Here is a 13,608-nt window from a genome sequence, read left to right as displayed (position 1 = left end):
GGCGGGCCGCGGTCGCCCGGTCGGCGCGCCGAACGGGTGCCGACCCCGTCTGACAAGGGGCGGGCCGCGCCGGTACGCTCGGGCACGATGAACACCAAGGCTGCTGAGGAGCTGCCGGCGGTCTCCGTGATCATGCCGGTGCTCAACGAGGAACGTCACCTCCGCACCGCCGTCCGCCGAATCCTGGAACAGGAGTACGGCGGCGAGTTGGAGGTGGTGATCGCGCTCGGTCCGTCCACCGACGAGACCGACCGGATCGCCGCCGAACTGGTCGCCGAGGACCCCCGGGTGCGCACCGTCCCGAACCCGACGGGCCGCACCCCGGCGGGGTTGAACGCGGCGATCCGGGCCAGCCGCCACCCGATCGTGGTGCGGGTGGACGGGCACGGCCTGCTCACCCCGGGCTACATCACCACCGCGGTCCGGCTGCTGGAGGAGATGGGCGCGGCCAACGTCGGCGGCATCATGCACGCCGAGGGCGAGACCGAGTGGGAGCGCGCGGTGGCCGCCGCGATGACCTCCAAGATCGGCGTCGGCAACGCGGCGTTCCACACCGGCGGCCTGGCCGGCCCGGCCGACACCGTCTACCTGGGCGCGTTCCGCCGCGAGGTGCTGGCCGAACAGGGCGGCTACAACGAGGAGTTCATCCGCGCCCAGGACTGGGAGCTGAACTACCGGATCCGGCAGAACGGCGGCCTGGTCTGGTTCACCCCGCAGCTGCGGGTGACCTACCGGCCGCGCCCGAGCCTGCGCGCGCTGGCCAAGCAGTACAAGGACTACGGCCGCTGGCGCCGGGTGGTGACCCGCTACCACCGCGGCTCGGTCAACCTGCGCTACCTGGCCCCGCCGGCCGCGTTCTGCGGCGTGCTCGGCGGCCTGCTGCTCGGCCTGCTCAGCCCGCTCTTCCTGCTGCTGCCCTCCGCCTACCTGCTGGCGATCTTCGGCGGCAGCCTGGTCGAGGGCCGCGGCCTGTCCGGGCGGGCCCGGCTGCTGCTGCCGGTGGCACTGGCCACCATGCACCTCAGCTGGGGCTTCGGCTTCCTCACCTCCCCGCGCCGGCTGGCCCGCCGGGTGATCGACAGCAAGCCCCCGGCGCCGATCGACCCCGTCACGGCCTGAGCGGTCGTCAGGGACGGTCCCCGGAACACCGGACGGGGGCCGTCCGCCCGCGCTAGGGTCCGGCCATGACCAGCGCCCCCCTGCCCCAGCCCGCCCGGATCGAGGCCACCGCGGACGTCGACCCGCGGGCGGTGATCGGCTCCGGCAGCACCGTCTGGCACCTCGCCCAGGTCCGCGAGGACGCCGAGATCGGCGCCGAGTGCATCATCGGCCGCGGCGCCTACGTCGGCCCGGGGGTGCGGATCGGCGACCGCGTCAAGCTGCAGAACCACGCGCTGGTGTACGAGCCCGCGGTGCTGGAGGACGGCGTCTTCGTCGGCCCGGCGGCGGTGCTCACCAACGACCTGTACCCGCGCTCGGTCGACCCGGACGGCAAACTGAAGCGCGGCGACGACTGGCACGCCCGTGGGGTGACGCTCCGTCAGGGCTGCTCGATCGGCGGCCGGGCGGTGCTGGTCGCCGGGGTGACGGTGGGCCGCTGGGCGCTGGTCGCGGCCGGTGCGGTGGTGCACCGGGACGTCCCGGACTTCGCCCTGGTCGCCGGGGTGCCCGCGCGCCGGATCAAGTGGGTCGGCCGGGCGGGCGAACCGCTGGAGCCGGCCGGCCCGGACGCCTGGCGCTGCCCGCGCACCGGCGAGCGCTACACCGAGACCGCGGGCCGCCTCGTCCCGGACGCCGAACTCGGCTGAGCGGCCGGACCGCCGGCTACTTGGCGCAGACGGCGGTGTCGTCGGCCTGCACCCGCTGCAGGTCCTTGGGGGCCTCGGTCGGGACGGCCGAGGGCTGCCCGGCGGTCCCGTTCGCGTAGTCGGCGCCCAGCACCACCAGCAGGCCGTCCTTGGCACCCAGCTTGGCGCTCTGCTGCACCGCCGTCGCGGGCAGCCCGAGGGCCGCGGCCACCGCCGCCGCCTGGTCCGCCTTCCCGGCCGGGTAGGAGACCGACGTGGCCGCCGCGGCATCGGCGTTGCTGCCCGTCGCGGCCAGCGCGAAGCCCTTGCCCTGCAGCGCGGTGACGGCCTTGCCGGCCTGCCCGGACGCCCCGCTGCCGTTGCGCACGGTGACCTTCACGCTCTTCGCGTCCACCTGCGGCACCGGTGCGGCCGGCGCGGAGGAGGACGGCGCCGCCTCCGGGGTGCTCGGCGCGGCGCCCGCCGGCTGCTCGACCGTGGTGAGCGAGCGGTCGGCGGCGATCATCCCGAACAACTGCTGGGCGTCGCCCGGCTTGAGGATCAGCCGGTTGTTGTCGGCCGGGTCGTCCAGCACCGGCACCGTGGTGAAGGTGATGTTCTTGGTGTTCACCCGGGACAGGTCCAGCGCCAGGTCCTTCAGCCCGTTGACCCCGCCGATCCCGTCGTCGATGGTGAGCGACTTGGTGGCGGCGTCCGCCAGGTTCCACAGCTTGGTCGGGCTGGTCAGGGTGTCACTGCTCTTCATCTTGCGGATCATCGAGCTGATGAACTGCTGCTGCAGCGGAATCCGCGTCAGGTCGCCGCCCAGGCCCACCGCGTGGCGGGTGCGGACGAAGGCCAGCGCCTCCTCGCCCTGCACCACGTGCCGGCCCGCCGACATCTTCAGGTGCGAGTCCGGGTCGTTGATCTCCTTCGCGGCGCACACCTCGACACCGCCGACCGCGGTCGAAAGCGTCTTCACCGCCTCGAAGTTGACCATCATGAAGTGGTCGACCCGGATCCCGGTCAGCTTCTCCACGGTCTTCCAGGTGCAGCCCGGGTCGCGGCCGTCCTGCCCCAGGCTGGTGTTGAACATCGCCCGCGCCGAGCCGGGGATCTTCTTGTCGCCGGTCTGGCACTCCGGGATCGGCACCATCAGGTCGCGCGGGATCGACATCACCGTCGCGTTGGAGCGGTCCTTCGAGACGTGGAACAGCAGCGTGGTGTCGGCGTGGCCGGTCGAGCCCTCGTCGCCGTACTCCCGGCCCAGGCCGACGCGGCTGTCGGTGCCGATCACCAGGATGTTCATCGCGTCGCCGGCGGCCTTCGGGCGCTCCGCCTCGTCGCCGATCTGGACCTTCACCGAGGCGATGTTCCGGTTGAAGTGCTGGTACGCGTAGAACGCGCCGCCACAGCCCGCCACCAGCACCAGGCCGGTCGCGCCCGCGGTCCACTTCAGCGCCCGCCGGCCGCGCTTCGCCTTCCCGCCGCGCCCGCCCTTCGCCCCGCGCCGCCGGGCGGCCCGGCCGCCCACCGCACTGGCCCCGGCCCCGGCCGGGTTCGCGGCGGCCCGGACCCGCGTCGCGCGCGGCTGCGGCTCGGCAGCCTTCGGCACGCCCGCGGTCAGGTCGAGGCGGAACTCGCCGGTCTCCGGGTCGCGCACCCACTGGTCCGCGGGGTCGACTCCGGGCGGGATCGAGTTCGCCGAGTCGCCCCGGTTCCGGTGTCCGCTGTTCATCCCGGACACCCTAGACGAGCCCGGGCCATGATCCGGGCGGGATGTGATGCCCGTCACGGTGTGACCCCGGCCGGAACGGGAACGGCGGGCCCCACCCGGTCCACCGGACCGAGCGGCACCCGCCGTCGTTCCCCACTTCCATCGCTCCAGCACTACCCGGCACCGCGGGCCGCTGGAGTCAGCCGAGACGCAGAGTCACCCGTTCGGAGTCGATCCGCTGCTGCCACTGATCATCCGTCAACTTCTCGGAGTTCCGGCACAGCACCACCGAGGCGCCCGCCGCCAGCGGCGCCAGCAGCCCCGCCTCCAGCCCCGCCCAGTCGTCGTACGACAGCGTCGACAGCACCCGGCTGCCGCTGTCCAGGCCGAGCCGCGCCGCACCCTCGCGGGCCAGCGCCACCGCCTGCTCACCCGTCAGCTTCAGTGCCAGGCCGTCCACCGCGGTCTCCAGCGCCGCCGCCTGCGGGTCCACCGGCGAGTACGGGGCGAACCGGTCGCCCTGCCCCGGCACCTCCGCCGCGTAGTCCAGGAACCCGTCCGGCCGCTGCGGGAACCGCCCGCCCAGCGGGCGCAGCGCCAGCGCCACCCGCTCCCCGGCGCACTCCTGCGCCGCCGCGAGTCCGTCCGGACCCGACACCACCAGGTCGGCGTCGGCCGGGTCACCGCCCGGTACGGCCACCACGCCGACCGACCAGCAGGCCACCAGCCACACGGCGCTCTGCCAGTGCGCGGGCAGCAGCAGTGCGGCCCGGTCCTCCGGGGCGGCGTTCAACTCGTCCTGCAACAGGTTGGCGGTCTTCGCCACCCAGTTGTCGAAGGTCTTCGCCGACAACTCCACCCGTTCACCGGTCGAGTCGTCGTAGAAGGTCACCAGAGGGCGGGACGGATCGGCATCGGCCCCGGCGCGCAGGTAGGCGTGCAGCAGCTCGGCGGGCGTGCGGGCGTCGGCAGCGAAAGGCGCAGTCGCAGTCATGGTGCGGTCCAGCCTAAGGCCTGCCCCCACCTCGACGGGAGGGTGCCCGGCCCTGCCGCGCCATCGCGGCGCGTTAGGCTCGCAAGGTCCCGACCCGCGCCCCGAGGAACGCCGCGATGTCCGCAGAGGCCCCCGAAACCCGGCAGTGGCGCCCCGGCTACCCGCTCGACCTCGGCCGCACCCTCTTCCCCCTGCAACGCGGCACCGGCGACCCCGCGTTCCGGCGCACCCCCGACCACTCCTACTGGCGCGCCTCCCGCACCCCCGACGGCCCCGGCACCCTCCGCCTGACCCCCTCCTCCGACACCCTCACCGGCACCGCCTGGGGCCCCGGCGCCGGCTGGCTGCTGGACCGCCTCCCCGCGCTGCTCGGCGCGGACGACGACCCGGCCGGCTTGGTGCTGCCGCCCGGCCCGCTGCGCGAAGCCCAACGCTCCTGCCCCGGACTGCGGTTGACCCGCACCGGCCTGGTCATGGAGTCGCTGGTTCCCGCCATCCTCGAACAGAAGGTCACCACCGGCGAGGCCTACCGCGCCTGGCGCACCCTGCTCCGCGACTACGGCACCCCCGCGCCCGGGCCCGCGGCGGACCTCGGCATGCGAGTGGCGCCGAGCGCCCGCGAGTGGTCCCTGATCCCCAGCTGGGAATGGCACAAGGCCGGTGTCGACCCCAAGCGCTCGGCCACCGTGGTCCGCGCGACGCGGCTGGCCGCGCGCCTCGAAGAAGCCTCCGCAATGCCCTCCGCCGAAGCCTTCGCCCGCCTCACCGCCGTCCCCGGCATCGGCGTCTGGACCGCCGCGGAGACCCTGCAGCGCTCCAACGGTGACGCCGACGCGGTCTCCGTCGGCGACTTCCACCTCCCCAACATCGTCGGCTGGGCCCTCGCCGGACGGCCCCGGAGCGACGACGCCCAGATGCTCACGCTGCTGGAGCCCTACCGCCCCCACCGCCACCGCCTCTGCCGCATCCTCCCCCTCACGGGCGCCCGCCCCCCGAAGTACGGCCCCCGCCTCACCCCGAACGACCACCGGGGGCGGTAACGGGGTTGTTTTTCAGGGGCTCGGGGAACGGCGAGGCGAGTGCCTGGCGGTCTCAGTCCGGCTGGGGGCCTTGGAGACCTCCATGCGCCCAGACCTCGCAGCGCCCCGGAACCCCGACCGCCACACACCCCCGCCGTTCCCCGGGCCCCTGGCTTCGCCAGCGACCCGGGCCCCTGGTGGTGCAACTACAGGACCGTCAGAAAGTCATCCGGGTCCCGTGGCTGACGTTCCTTCGGGGCGTCCGCCGGGCGGCCGATGGCGATGGCGCCCATGGGGTCCCAGTGCGGGGGGAGGGAGAGGACGTCGCGGACGGTGTCGCGGCAGAACATCGTGGAGGAGACCCATGCGGAGCCGTAGCCCTCGCCGGTGAGGGTGACCAGGAGGTTCTGGACGGCGGCGCCGATCGCGACGGTGAACATCTCGCGTTCCGCGCCGGCGCGCCGACTGTCGGGGTAGGCGTGCGAGCCGTCCATCACCAGGCAGGGGATGACCAGGGTGGGGGCGGCGCGCAGCACCTCGCCGCGGGCGGTGCGCCGGGCGATCCGTTCCGCGGACCAGCCGTCGAGTTCGCGCAGGTCGCGCCGCCAGGCGTCGAGCATGGCGTCCAGCAGGCGGGTGCGGAGGTCGGGGGACTCCAGGTGGACGAACCGCCAGGGGGTGGTGTGGTGCGGGGCGGGGGCGGTGACGGCGGCGGCGACCGCGCGGCGGACGGCGTCGGGGTCCACCGGTTCGGCGGTGAAGTGGCGGACGGTGCGCCGCAGCGTGACCGCCTCGCGGACGGCCTCGGAGGTGCCGAGGCGGAACATGTCGTCCGCGGCGGGCCGGATCAGCGGGCGGGTGCCGTCGCCGTCCTCGGCGGTGACCAGGTGCGGCAGGCCGCGGATCACGGCGACCGGGACGCCGGTGGCCTTGCCCTTCACCAGGTCGGCGGCGGCGGCGAGTTCGTCGGCGGTGGCGGTGACGGTGAGGACCAGTTCGTTGCCGTGGCTGTCGGTGCGGCCGCGGTGGTCGTCCAGGACGGGGAGGCCGGCGGCGCCGATCGCCACGTCGGTGAGGCCGTTGCGCCAGGGGCGCCCGAAGGTGTCGCTGATCACGACCGCGAGCCGTCGGCCGGTCAACTCCTGCAGGCGGGCGCGGAGTCGGCGGGCCGAGGCGTCCGGGTCCTCGGGCAGTAGCAGCAGGGTGCCCGGCGCGGTGTTGGAGGCGTCGACCCCGGCGGCGGCCATCACCAGGCCGTTGCGGTTCTCCACGATCCGGGCCCGGCCGCGGCGGGCCACCAGCCGGACCGTCTCGGCGTCGATCGCGGCGTCCCGGTCGACGCCGTGCAGCACCCGGCCCTCGGCCTTGCTGACGATCTTCGAGGTGACCACCAGGATGTCGCCGTCCTGGTACTCGCCCGCCTTGGCGAGGAGTTCCGCGAGGTCCGCGCCGGGCTCGACCTCCGGCAGCCCGTCGACCGGAACGACCGTCAGCTCGGTGCTCACTTGCGCACCGCCGCGGCCAACTCGAGTGCCGCGCGCGCCATCTCGGCGCTCGCGTCGACGTCGCGCATCAGCAGCGGCACGGCGCGGCAGGCGATGCCGGCGGCCTCCACCTCGGCGACGGCGCCGGCGTCCGAGGTGTCGACCAGCCAGCCGTCCAGCAGGCCGCCGGCCGTGCGGGCGCCGTAGTGGCGGGCGACCGCGAGGGCGCTGGTCTCCACGCCGACCGCAGCCAGCACCTTGTCGGCCATGCCGCGGACCGGGGCGCCGCCGACGATGGGGGAGAGGCCGACCACCGGGGCGGGGGTGGCGGCGAGGGCCTCGCGGATGCCGGGCACGGCGAGGATGGTGCCGATCGAGACCACCGGGTTGGACGGCGGCAGGATGACCACGTCGGCCTCGGCGATCGCCTCCAGCACGCCGGGGGCGGGCTTGGCGCTCTCCGCGCCGACCGGGATGATCGCCTCGGCGGGCACCGCCGCGTGCAGCCGCACCCAGTACTCCTGGAAGTGCACCACCCGCGGCCCGTCGGCGTCGGTGATCCGGACGTGGGTCTCCACCCGGTCGTCGCTCATCGGCAGCAGCCGCACCCCGGGCTGCCAGCGCACGCAGAGCGCCTCGGTGACGGCGCTCAACGGGTAGCCGGCGGCGAGCATCTGGCTGCGGACGATGTGGGTGGCGAAGTCCCGGTCGCCGAGCCCGAACCACTCGGGCCCGACGCCGTACGCCTTCATCTCGTCCTTGACCGACCAGGTCTCGTCCGCCCGGCCCCAGCCCTGCTCCTCGTGGATCCCGCCGCCGAGGGTGTACATCACGGTGTCCAGGTCCGGACAGACCTTCAAACCGAACAGGTGGATGTCGTCGCCGGTGTTCCCCACCACGGTGATCTCGTCACCGGGATCGACCGCCGCCCGCAAGCCGCGCAGAAACCGCGCCCCACCGATTCCACCTGCCAGTGCCGTCATTCGCATGGCCTCATCCTGCCAGCGCTACGACTCCTGGAGCTGCCGCCGCCCGGTCGGGGCCGGGTACTGGTTCATCTCGACCAGACCGGGCGTGTACAGGTGGAGTGAAACCGCGGGCTCCAGTGCTGCGTTGACCATGTCGTGGAGGTAGCCCGGAGAGAACACCCGAAGGCCGCCGGGGGCGAGCACGCGCGAGCCCTCGCCGCCGGCGGTCAGCGAGCGTTCGGTCAGTTCGCCCTGAAGGACCGTCATCACGCCGGAGGACCGGCCGTGGTCGTGGAGGCCGCTGCCCTGGCCGGGCACCCAGCTGAGCAGCCAGACCTCGTAGCCGGGGCCGGTCTCCAGCCGGGCGTACCAGCGGGTCAGCGGGTCGTAGCGGACCAGCGGCTCCCAGCGGGCGCGGTCGGCGGCGATCTCCCGGACCAGCCGGGCGTAGCCGGCCACCGTGGTGGGGTGCGCGGGCAGGTCGGTGCGGGCCAGGTGCGGGAAGGCGAGCGGGTCGCCGGCGATGGAGACGTCGCTCAGGCCGTCGGTCCAACGGGGCCGGGCGGCCACGGGGTTGCCGGCGACGGAGTCGGTCGCGGGGGAGTGGTGGAGCTTGCGGTCGCGGTTGCGCTTGCGGAGGCGGGGCATTCGCACGGCGGTGTCGTCCTCGGGTTCGGCTTCGGGCTGGGATCAGCCGATTCCGCGAGAGCGATCAGGGGGGACTGTCGCGCGGTCGGCCTCTGTTCCGGGGCGGCGCGCGGTGGGACGCGTGCGCCTAGATACAGCGGAGACAGCGGCGACAACACGAGGAGTTCGCGGCAGCACCGAGGAGCGCCTGGCGGCGCGACGGGGCGGCGAACTGTGACATGCGGGCAAGCAGACCGCACCTGGGCCGTCGGTGTCAAGGCGCAGGTGAGGACAATCGGGGCAGACCTGGCCTGAACCACCGGATGGGGTGATAAATCACCCTCTATGTTTCGATGTGAAGATCGCCGGGAAGGCAGGCCGTGAGATCGCCGGGCCCGATGAGGCCGCCGCCTGACGGCAGGTCAGGGACCAGGCAGGATGTCCGGGTTGTCCGGATATGTACACTATTCGTAGTGGCTTGGTTCCGGGGAGTGAATCCTTGGCCCAATACCAGACCTCGGCTTGACTGGGCCAGAGTGACGCAACTGTAATTTCTCTCGTGTCGTTCCGCCGCACCGGCAACGGCAACACCACGGGGACGCCAAGAGGGGCAGAGGAGGCGCGCCAGAATGAGCGAGCTCTTTGAGCTGTTGATCGGTGAGGGCATCGAGGAAGACGAAGAGGAACTCGGCTGGCAGGAGCGGGCGCTGTGCGCCCAGACCGACCCCGAGTCGTTCTTCCCCGAGAAGGGCGGGTCCACCCGGGAGGCCAAGAAGGTCTGCCTGGCGTGTGAGGTCCGGGCCGAGTGCCTCGAGTACGCGCTCGCCAACGACGAGCGGTTCGGCATCTGGGGCGGGCTCTCCGAGCGGGAGCGCCGACGCCTCAAGAAGAGCGCGGTCTGAGCATCCCCGCGGACCGCGCGGGACATCCCCGCGGAGCACGTCCGGTGCCGGCGCCCCACCTCCCCGAGGTGGGGCGCTTTCGCTTCGCCGCACACCGGCGGGGGCCGCCGCGATACCCGCTGCACCGTCTCTTCACACACACCCGGGACAACCCGGCCACCCGGAGCCGTTAGTGTGGTGCGTCATCTGCCGTCAAACCCGAACCGGTGGTCCGCGCACCCGATGACTGTTTACAGCCACCAGAGCGGCTTCTCCGCTGCCAGGCCGCCCGCCTACCCGCGCCATCTGGTCACCGCGGTGATCGTTTCGCACGACGGCGCCCGCTGGCTGCCCCAGGCGCTCGCGGGTCTGCTCGGCCAGGACCGGCAGGTGCAGCGCATCCTCGCGGTGGACACCGGCTCCACCGACACCTCCCCGCAACTGCTCGCCGACACCCTCGGCGACTGGCTGCCGGAGAGCGGCCCGCAGATCCTCGGCCGCCGGGTCGGCTTCGGCCGCGCCGTCGGCGAAGCCGTCTTCAACTCGGCGCCGCTGCGCCCCGAAGACCTCTCCTACAGCCTCGACCCGTCCGGCTACGACCCGGTCACCGGCGGCTGGGACGACTTCGGCGACCCGCTCGGCGCCGAGGACGACCTCGGCCGCGGCGGACCGCGCGAGACCCAGCCGGTCGAGTGGCTCTGGCTGCTGCACGACGACTGCGAACCGCAGACCGACGCCCTGCGCCGACTGCTCCAGGTCGCCGACTCCACCCCGAGCGCCGCCGTGGTCGGCCCCAAGCTCCGTTCCTGGTACGACCGCCGGCAGCTGCTGGAGGTCGGCGTGACGATCGCCCGCTCCGGCCGCCGCTGGACCGGGCTCGACCGCCGCGAGCAGGACCAGGGCCAGCACGACCAGGTCCGCCCCGTGCTCGCCGTCTCCACCGCCGGCATGCTGGTCCGGCGCGACGTCTTCGAGGAACTCGGCGGCTTCGACCGGGCGCTGCCGCTGATGCGCGACGACACCGACTTCTGCTGGCGGGTCAACGCCGCCGGCCACCGCGTGGTGGTCGCCCCCGACGCGGTGCTCCGGCACGCCGAGGCCGCCAGCCGCGAACGGCGCGCCATCGACTGCGGCTCCGCCCACCCGCACCGGGTCGACAAGGCCGGCGCGGTCTACACGCTGCTCGCCAACTCCAAGGGCGTGCTGTTCCCGTACACGCTGCTGCGGCTGATCCTCGGCACCCTGCTGCGGGTCGTGGTCAACCTGGTCGGCAAGGACCCCAAGCAGGCCTACGACGAGGTGGCCGGCCTCGGCCACGAACTGCTGCGACTGCCGCGCCTGTTGACCGCCCGCGCGCGCCGCCGCCGGACCCGCTCGGTCGACTCGCTGGACGACCGCACGCTGTTCCCCGCACCCGGCGCCACCGCCCGCCTGGCCATCGAGAACGTCATCGGCTCGCTCGGCATCGGCGGCGGCGACGACTCCGGCGCCGGCCGGCACGGCTCGGCCGAGTCCGGACCCGGCGACGACGACACCGACGACCTGGTGGTCGAGCAGTTCGCGCTGATCAAGAAGTTGGCCCGGCGCCCGGCCCCCGTGCTGTTCGCCGCGGTGCTGGTCTTCGCGCTCGCCGCCGGCCGCAACCTGATCGGCTCCGGCTGGCTCGAGGGCGGCGCCCTGCTGCCCGCCACCGACGGCGCCGGCGGACTGTGGCGGATGTACGCCGACGCCTGGCACCCCGTCGGCACCGGCTCCACCGCCACCGCACCGCCCTACCTCGGCGTCCTCGCGGTGCTCTCCTGGGTGTTCCTCGGCCACGCCGACTTCGCGCTCACCCTCATCGTGCTGCTCTCGGTGCCGCTGGCCGCGGTCAGCGCCTACCTGGTCTCCCGGCCGCTGATCGAGTCGAAGCTGGTCCGCGCCTGGGCCAGCGCCACCTACGCGCTGCTGCCCGCCGCCACCGGCGCCCTCGCCCAGGGCCGGATCGGCACCGCCGTACTCGCCGTGCTGCTGCCGCCGCTGGCCCGCGCCGCCGCGATCACCGCCGGCCTCGGCATCCGCAAGGAGACCGCCGCCAAGGGCGCCCGCCCCGGTTGGCGGTCCGCCTGGATGACCGTGCTGATGCTCACCGTCTGCACCGCGTTCGTCCCGCTCACCTGGGCCATCGCCCTCCCGCTCTGCCTCGCCGCCCTCGCCCACGCGGTGCTGCGCGGCGGCGCGTTCGGCTCCGGCGGCCAGGCGCTGCGGCTGCTCGGCCTGCGCATCGCGGTGATCCTCGGCGCGCCCGTCGTGGTGCTCGCCCCCTGGTCGCTGCACGTCCTCGCGCACCCCTCCCGGCTGCTGCTGGAGGCCGGCGTCGCCGGGTTCAACGGGCCCGCCGCCGACCCGCTCGGCCTGATCCTGGTCAACCCCGGCGGCGCCGGCGTCCCCCCGATCTGGCTCTCCGCCGGCGTGGTGCTCGCCGCGCTCGCCGCCCTGCTGCGCGCCGACCGGCGCCGCGCGGTGCTCGCCGCCTGGGGCGCCGCCGCCGCCGGTCTGGTCTTCTCGGTCGCGGTGGCCGGCACCTCGGTGACCCCCGCCTCCGGCGGACCCGCCACCGCCGCCTGGGCCGGCCCGGCCACCCTGCTGGCCGGCGTCGCCCTGCTCGCCGCCGCCGCGATCGGCGCCGACGGCGCCAACGCCCGCGTCTCCGGCATCGCCTTCGGCTGGCGGCAGCCGGTCGCCGCACTGGTCGTCGCCTCCGCCGTGCTCGCCCCGCTGGGCACCGCCGCCTGGTGGGCGATCCACGGCGCCGACGGCCCGCTGCACCGCACCGCCGAGGCCCAGGTCCCGGCGTTCATCGCGGAGGCCGCCGACACCACCGACCGCGCCCGCACCCTGATGATCACCGGCGACGCCGCGGGCACCGCGGTGAGCTACGCGCTGGTCCGCGGCGCCGGCCTGACGACCGGTCAGGCCGAGGGCACCGTGGACGCCGCCGCCGACCAGAAGCTCGCCCAGCTCACCGGCAAGCTGCTGGCCGGCTCCGGCGGCGACCAGGCCGGCACCCTGGCCGGGTACGGCGTCGGCTACGTCGAGGTGAAGGACCCGCTGATCGCCAAGGTCCGCGACGTCCTGGACACCACGCCCGGCCTGACCCGGCTCAGCCTCGACAACGGCGTCGCGCTCTGGCAGGTGACCGCGATCCCCGGCGCCCGGGCGCAGATCACCAGCCCCGGCACCGTGCCGATCACCGTCCCGGCCGGCGTCCACGACATCTGGACCACCATCCCGGACGGCCCCGAGGGCCGGCAGCTGCGGCTCGCCGAACAGGCCGCCCCGCAGTGGCAGGCCACCCTCGACGGCACCCCGCTCAAGGCGGTCACCGTCGACGGCTGGGCCCAGGGCTTCCAACTCCCCGCCAAGGGCGGCCGACTGGACGTCACCCGGACCAGCAGCCTGGCCCACACCGGCTGGGCGTGGGGCCAGCTCCTGCTCGGCGTGGTGGTCCTGGTCCTCGCGCTGCCCGGCCGCCGCAACCACAACGACGACGACCTGCCCGAAGAGGTGGTCGCCGCCCAGGCGCTGGCCGCCGCCGCGCAGGCCCAGGCCCCCGCCCCCGGCAGCCGCCGGGCCCGCCGGCTCGCCGAACGCGGCGAGGGCGAGGGCGACGGCGAGCAGGCCCCCGCCGAGCCCGGCGTCTACGCCGGTGCCATCCCGCAGCAGCCCACCGGCGAACCCGACGGCGGCTACCAGGCCGACCCCGAGCCGTTCGCCGACCCGTACCAGACCGACACCTACCAGGCGGACCCGTACCAGGCCGACCCGTACCAGCAGCCCGCCTACCAGGGCGACGGCTACGGCTACGACCAGTCCGGCTGGGACCCGAACGGCCAGCAGCAGCCGGTCGGCGCGCCCTACCAGGGCGACGGCTACGACCAGTACGGCCAGCAGTACGGCTACGAGACGCCCGCCCAGGGCTGGACCGACCCGTACGCGGCGGGCTACCCGCAGCAGCAGCAGGAGCAGCAGCAGCCCTGGCTGCCCGGCCAGCAGCAGACCGACCAGACCGAAGGCTGGGGATACCCCCAGCACGACCCCAACGACCCCTACGGCGGCCACCCGCAGCAGCCCGGGACGGGGAGCTGACCC

General features: G+C 74.4%; 10 protein-coding genes. 5 read left to right on the top strand and 5 right to left on the bottom strand.

The genetic code is table 11. The features are described from left to right. The first annotated feature begins 87 nt into the window (after positions 1 to 87). Together AB0K51_RS26640 and AB0K51_RS26635 are read left to right on the top strand one after the other, a co-directional pair. The gene (locus AB0K51_RS26640; RefSeq protein WP_363459679.1) at positions 88 to 1,119 is read left to right on the top strand and encodes a glycosyltransferase family 2 protein; all 1,032 of its coding nucleotides are present in this window, start codon (positions 88 to 90) and stop codon (positions 1,117 to 1,119) included. A gap of 65 nt (positions 1,120 to 1,184) precedes the next feature. Then, entirely contained in the window at positions 1,185 to 1,808 is a 624-nt protein-coding gene (locus tag AB0K51_RS26635; RefSeq protein WP_363459678.1) for an acyltransferase, read from the top strand. 16 nt (positions 1,809 to 1,824) lie between these two features. On the opposite strand, the gene AB0K51_RS26630 is transcribed toward AB0K51_RS26635, so the two are convergent. Further along, positions 1,825 to 3,525: an LCP family protein gene (locus AB0K51_RS26630; RefSeq protein ID WP_363459677.1), complete on the bottom strand. Its 1,701-nt coding sequence runs from the start codon at positions 3,523 to 3,525 to the stop codon at positions 1,825 to 1,827. A 178-nt stretch (positions 3,526 to 3,703) separates the two neighbouring features. Beyond that, complete coding sequence (locus AB0K51_RS26625; protein ID WP_363459676.1) at positions 3,704 to 4,498, bottom strand: TIGR03089 family protein; 795 nt, start codon at positions 4,496 to 4,498, stop codon at positions 3,704 to 3,706. Positions 4,499 to 4,614: 116 nt separating this feature from the next. On the opposite strand from AB0K51_RS26625, the gene AB0K51_RS26620 reads away from it, so the two are divergent. After that, complete coding sequence (locus AB0K51_RS26620) at positions 4,615 to 5,538, top strand: DNA-3-methyladenine glycosylase 2 family protein (RefSeq protein ID WP_363459675.1); 924 nt, start codon at positions 4,615 to 4,617, stop codon at positions 5,536 to 5,538. A gap of 185 nt (positions 5,539 to 5,723) precedes the next feature. Here the strand turns inward: AB0K51_RS26620 and AB0K51_RS26615 are convergent, their stop codons facing one another. Genes AB0K51_RS26615 through AB0K51_RS26605 form a run of 3 tightly spaced genes read right to left on the bottom strand, consistent with a single transcriptional unit; the run spans position 5,724 to position 8,623 of the window. Beyond that, positions 5,724 to 7,022, bottom strand: coding sequence for a coenzyme F420-0:L-glutamate ligase (locus tag AB0K51_RS26615; RefSeq protein WP_363459674.1), 1,299 nt, complete (start codon positions 7,020 to 7,022; stop codon positions 5,724 to 5,726). Further along, on the bottom strand, positions 7,019 to 7,990 hold the full coding sequence (gene cofD / locus AB0K51_RS26610) for a 2-phospho-L-lactate transferase (RefSeq protein ID WP_363459673.1): 972 nt from the start codon (positions 7,988 to 7,990) through the stop codon (positions 7,019 to 7,021). The genes AB0K51_RS26615 and cofD overlap by 4 nt, the downstream gene beginning before the upstream one ends. Before the next feature lie 18 nt (positions 7,991 to 8,008). After that, a complete protein-coding gene (locus AB0K51_RS26605; RefSeq protein ID WP_363459672.1) occupies positions 8,009 to 8,623 on the bottom strand; it encodes a cysteine dioxygenase family protein in 615 nt (204 codons plus the stop codon). A 602-nt stretch (positions 8,624 to 9,225) separates the two neighbouring features. On the opposite strand from AB0K51_RS26605, the gene AB0K51_RS26600 reads away from it, so the two are divergent. After that, positions 9,226 to 9,498 (top strand): WhiB family transcriptional regulator, encoded by a 273-nt coding sequence (locus AB0K51_RS26600; protein WP_014136066.1) that lies wholly within the window; start codon positions 9,226 to 9,228, stop codon positions 9,496 to 9,498. Positions 9,499 to 9,720: 222 nt separating this feature from the next. After that, positions 9,721 to 13,605 (top strand): glycosyltransferase, encoded by a 3,885-nt coding sequence (locus AB0K51_RS26595; protein WP_363459671.1) that lies wholly within the window; start codon positions 9,721 to 9,723, stop codon positions 13,603 to 13,605. Positions 13,606 to 13,608: the final 3 nt, after the last annotated feature.

The sequence above is a fragment of the Kitasatospora sp. NPDC049285 genome, from assembly GCF_040678815.1.
Lineage (GTDB): Bacteria > Actinomycetota > Actinomycetes > Streptomycetales > Streptomycetaceae > Kitasatospora.
This window is presented reverse-complemented; position numbering and strand designations above follow the sequence as displayed.

Excerpts from the sequence above, each read along its gene's own strand:
- AB0K51_RS26640 (WP_363459679.1), top strand. The coding sequence starts at position 88 with ATGAACACCAAGGCTGCTGAGGAGCTGCCGGCGGTCTCCGTGATCATG.
- AB0K51_RS26635 (WP_363459678.1), top strand. The coding sequence starts at position 1,185 with ATGACCAGCGCCCCCCTGCCCCAGCCCGCCCGGATCGAGGCCACCGCG.
- AB0K51_RS26630 (WP_363459677.1), bottom strand. The coding sequence starts at position 3,525 with ATGAACAGCGGACACCGGAACCGGGGCGACTCGGCGAACTCGATCCCG.
- AB0K51_RS26625 (WP_363459676.1), bottom strand. The coding sequence starts at position 4,498 with ATGACTGCGACTGCGCCTTTCGCTGCCGACGCCCGCACGCCCGCCGAG.
- AB0K51_RS26620 (WP_363459675.1), top strand. The coding sequence starts at position 4,615 with ATGTCCGCAGAGGCCCCCGAAACCCGGCAGTGGCGCCCCGGCTACCCG.
- cofD (WP_363459673.1), bottom strand. The coding sequence starts at position 7,990 with ATGCGAATGACGGCACTGGCAGGTGGAATCGGTGGGGCGCGGTTTCTG.
- AB0K51_RS26600 (WP_014136066.1), top strand. The coding sequence starts at position 9,226 with ATGAGCGAGCTCTTTGAGCTGTTGATCGGTGAGGGCATCGAGGAAGAC.
- AB0K51_RS26595 (WP_363459671.1), top strand. The coding sequence starts at position 9,721 with ATGACTGTTTACAGCCACCAGAGCGGCTTCTCCGCTGCCAGGCCGCCC.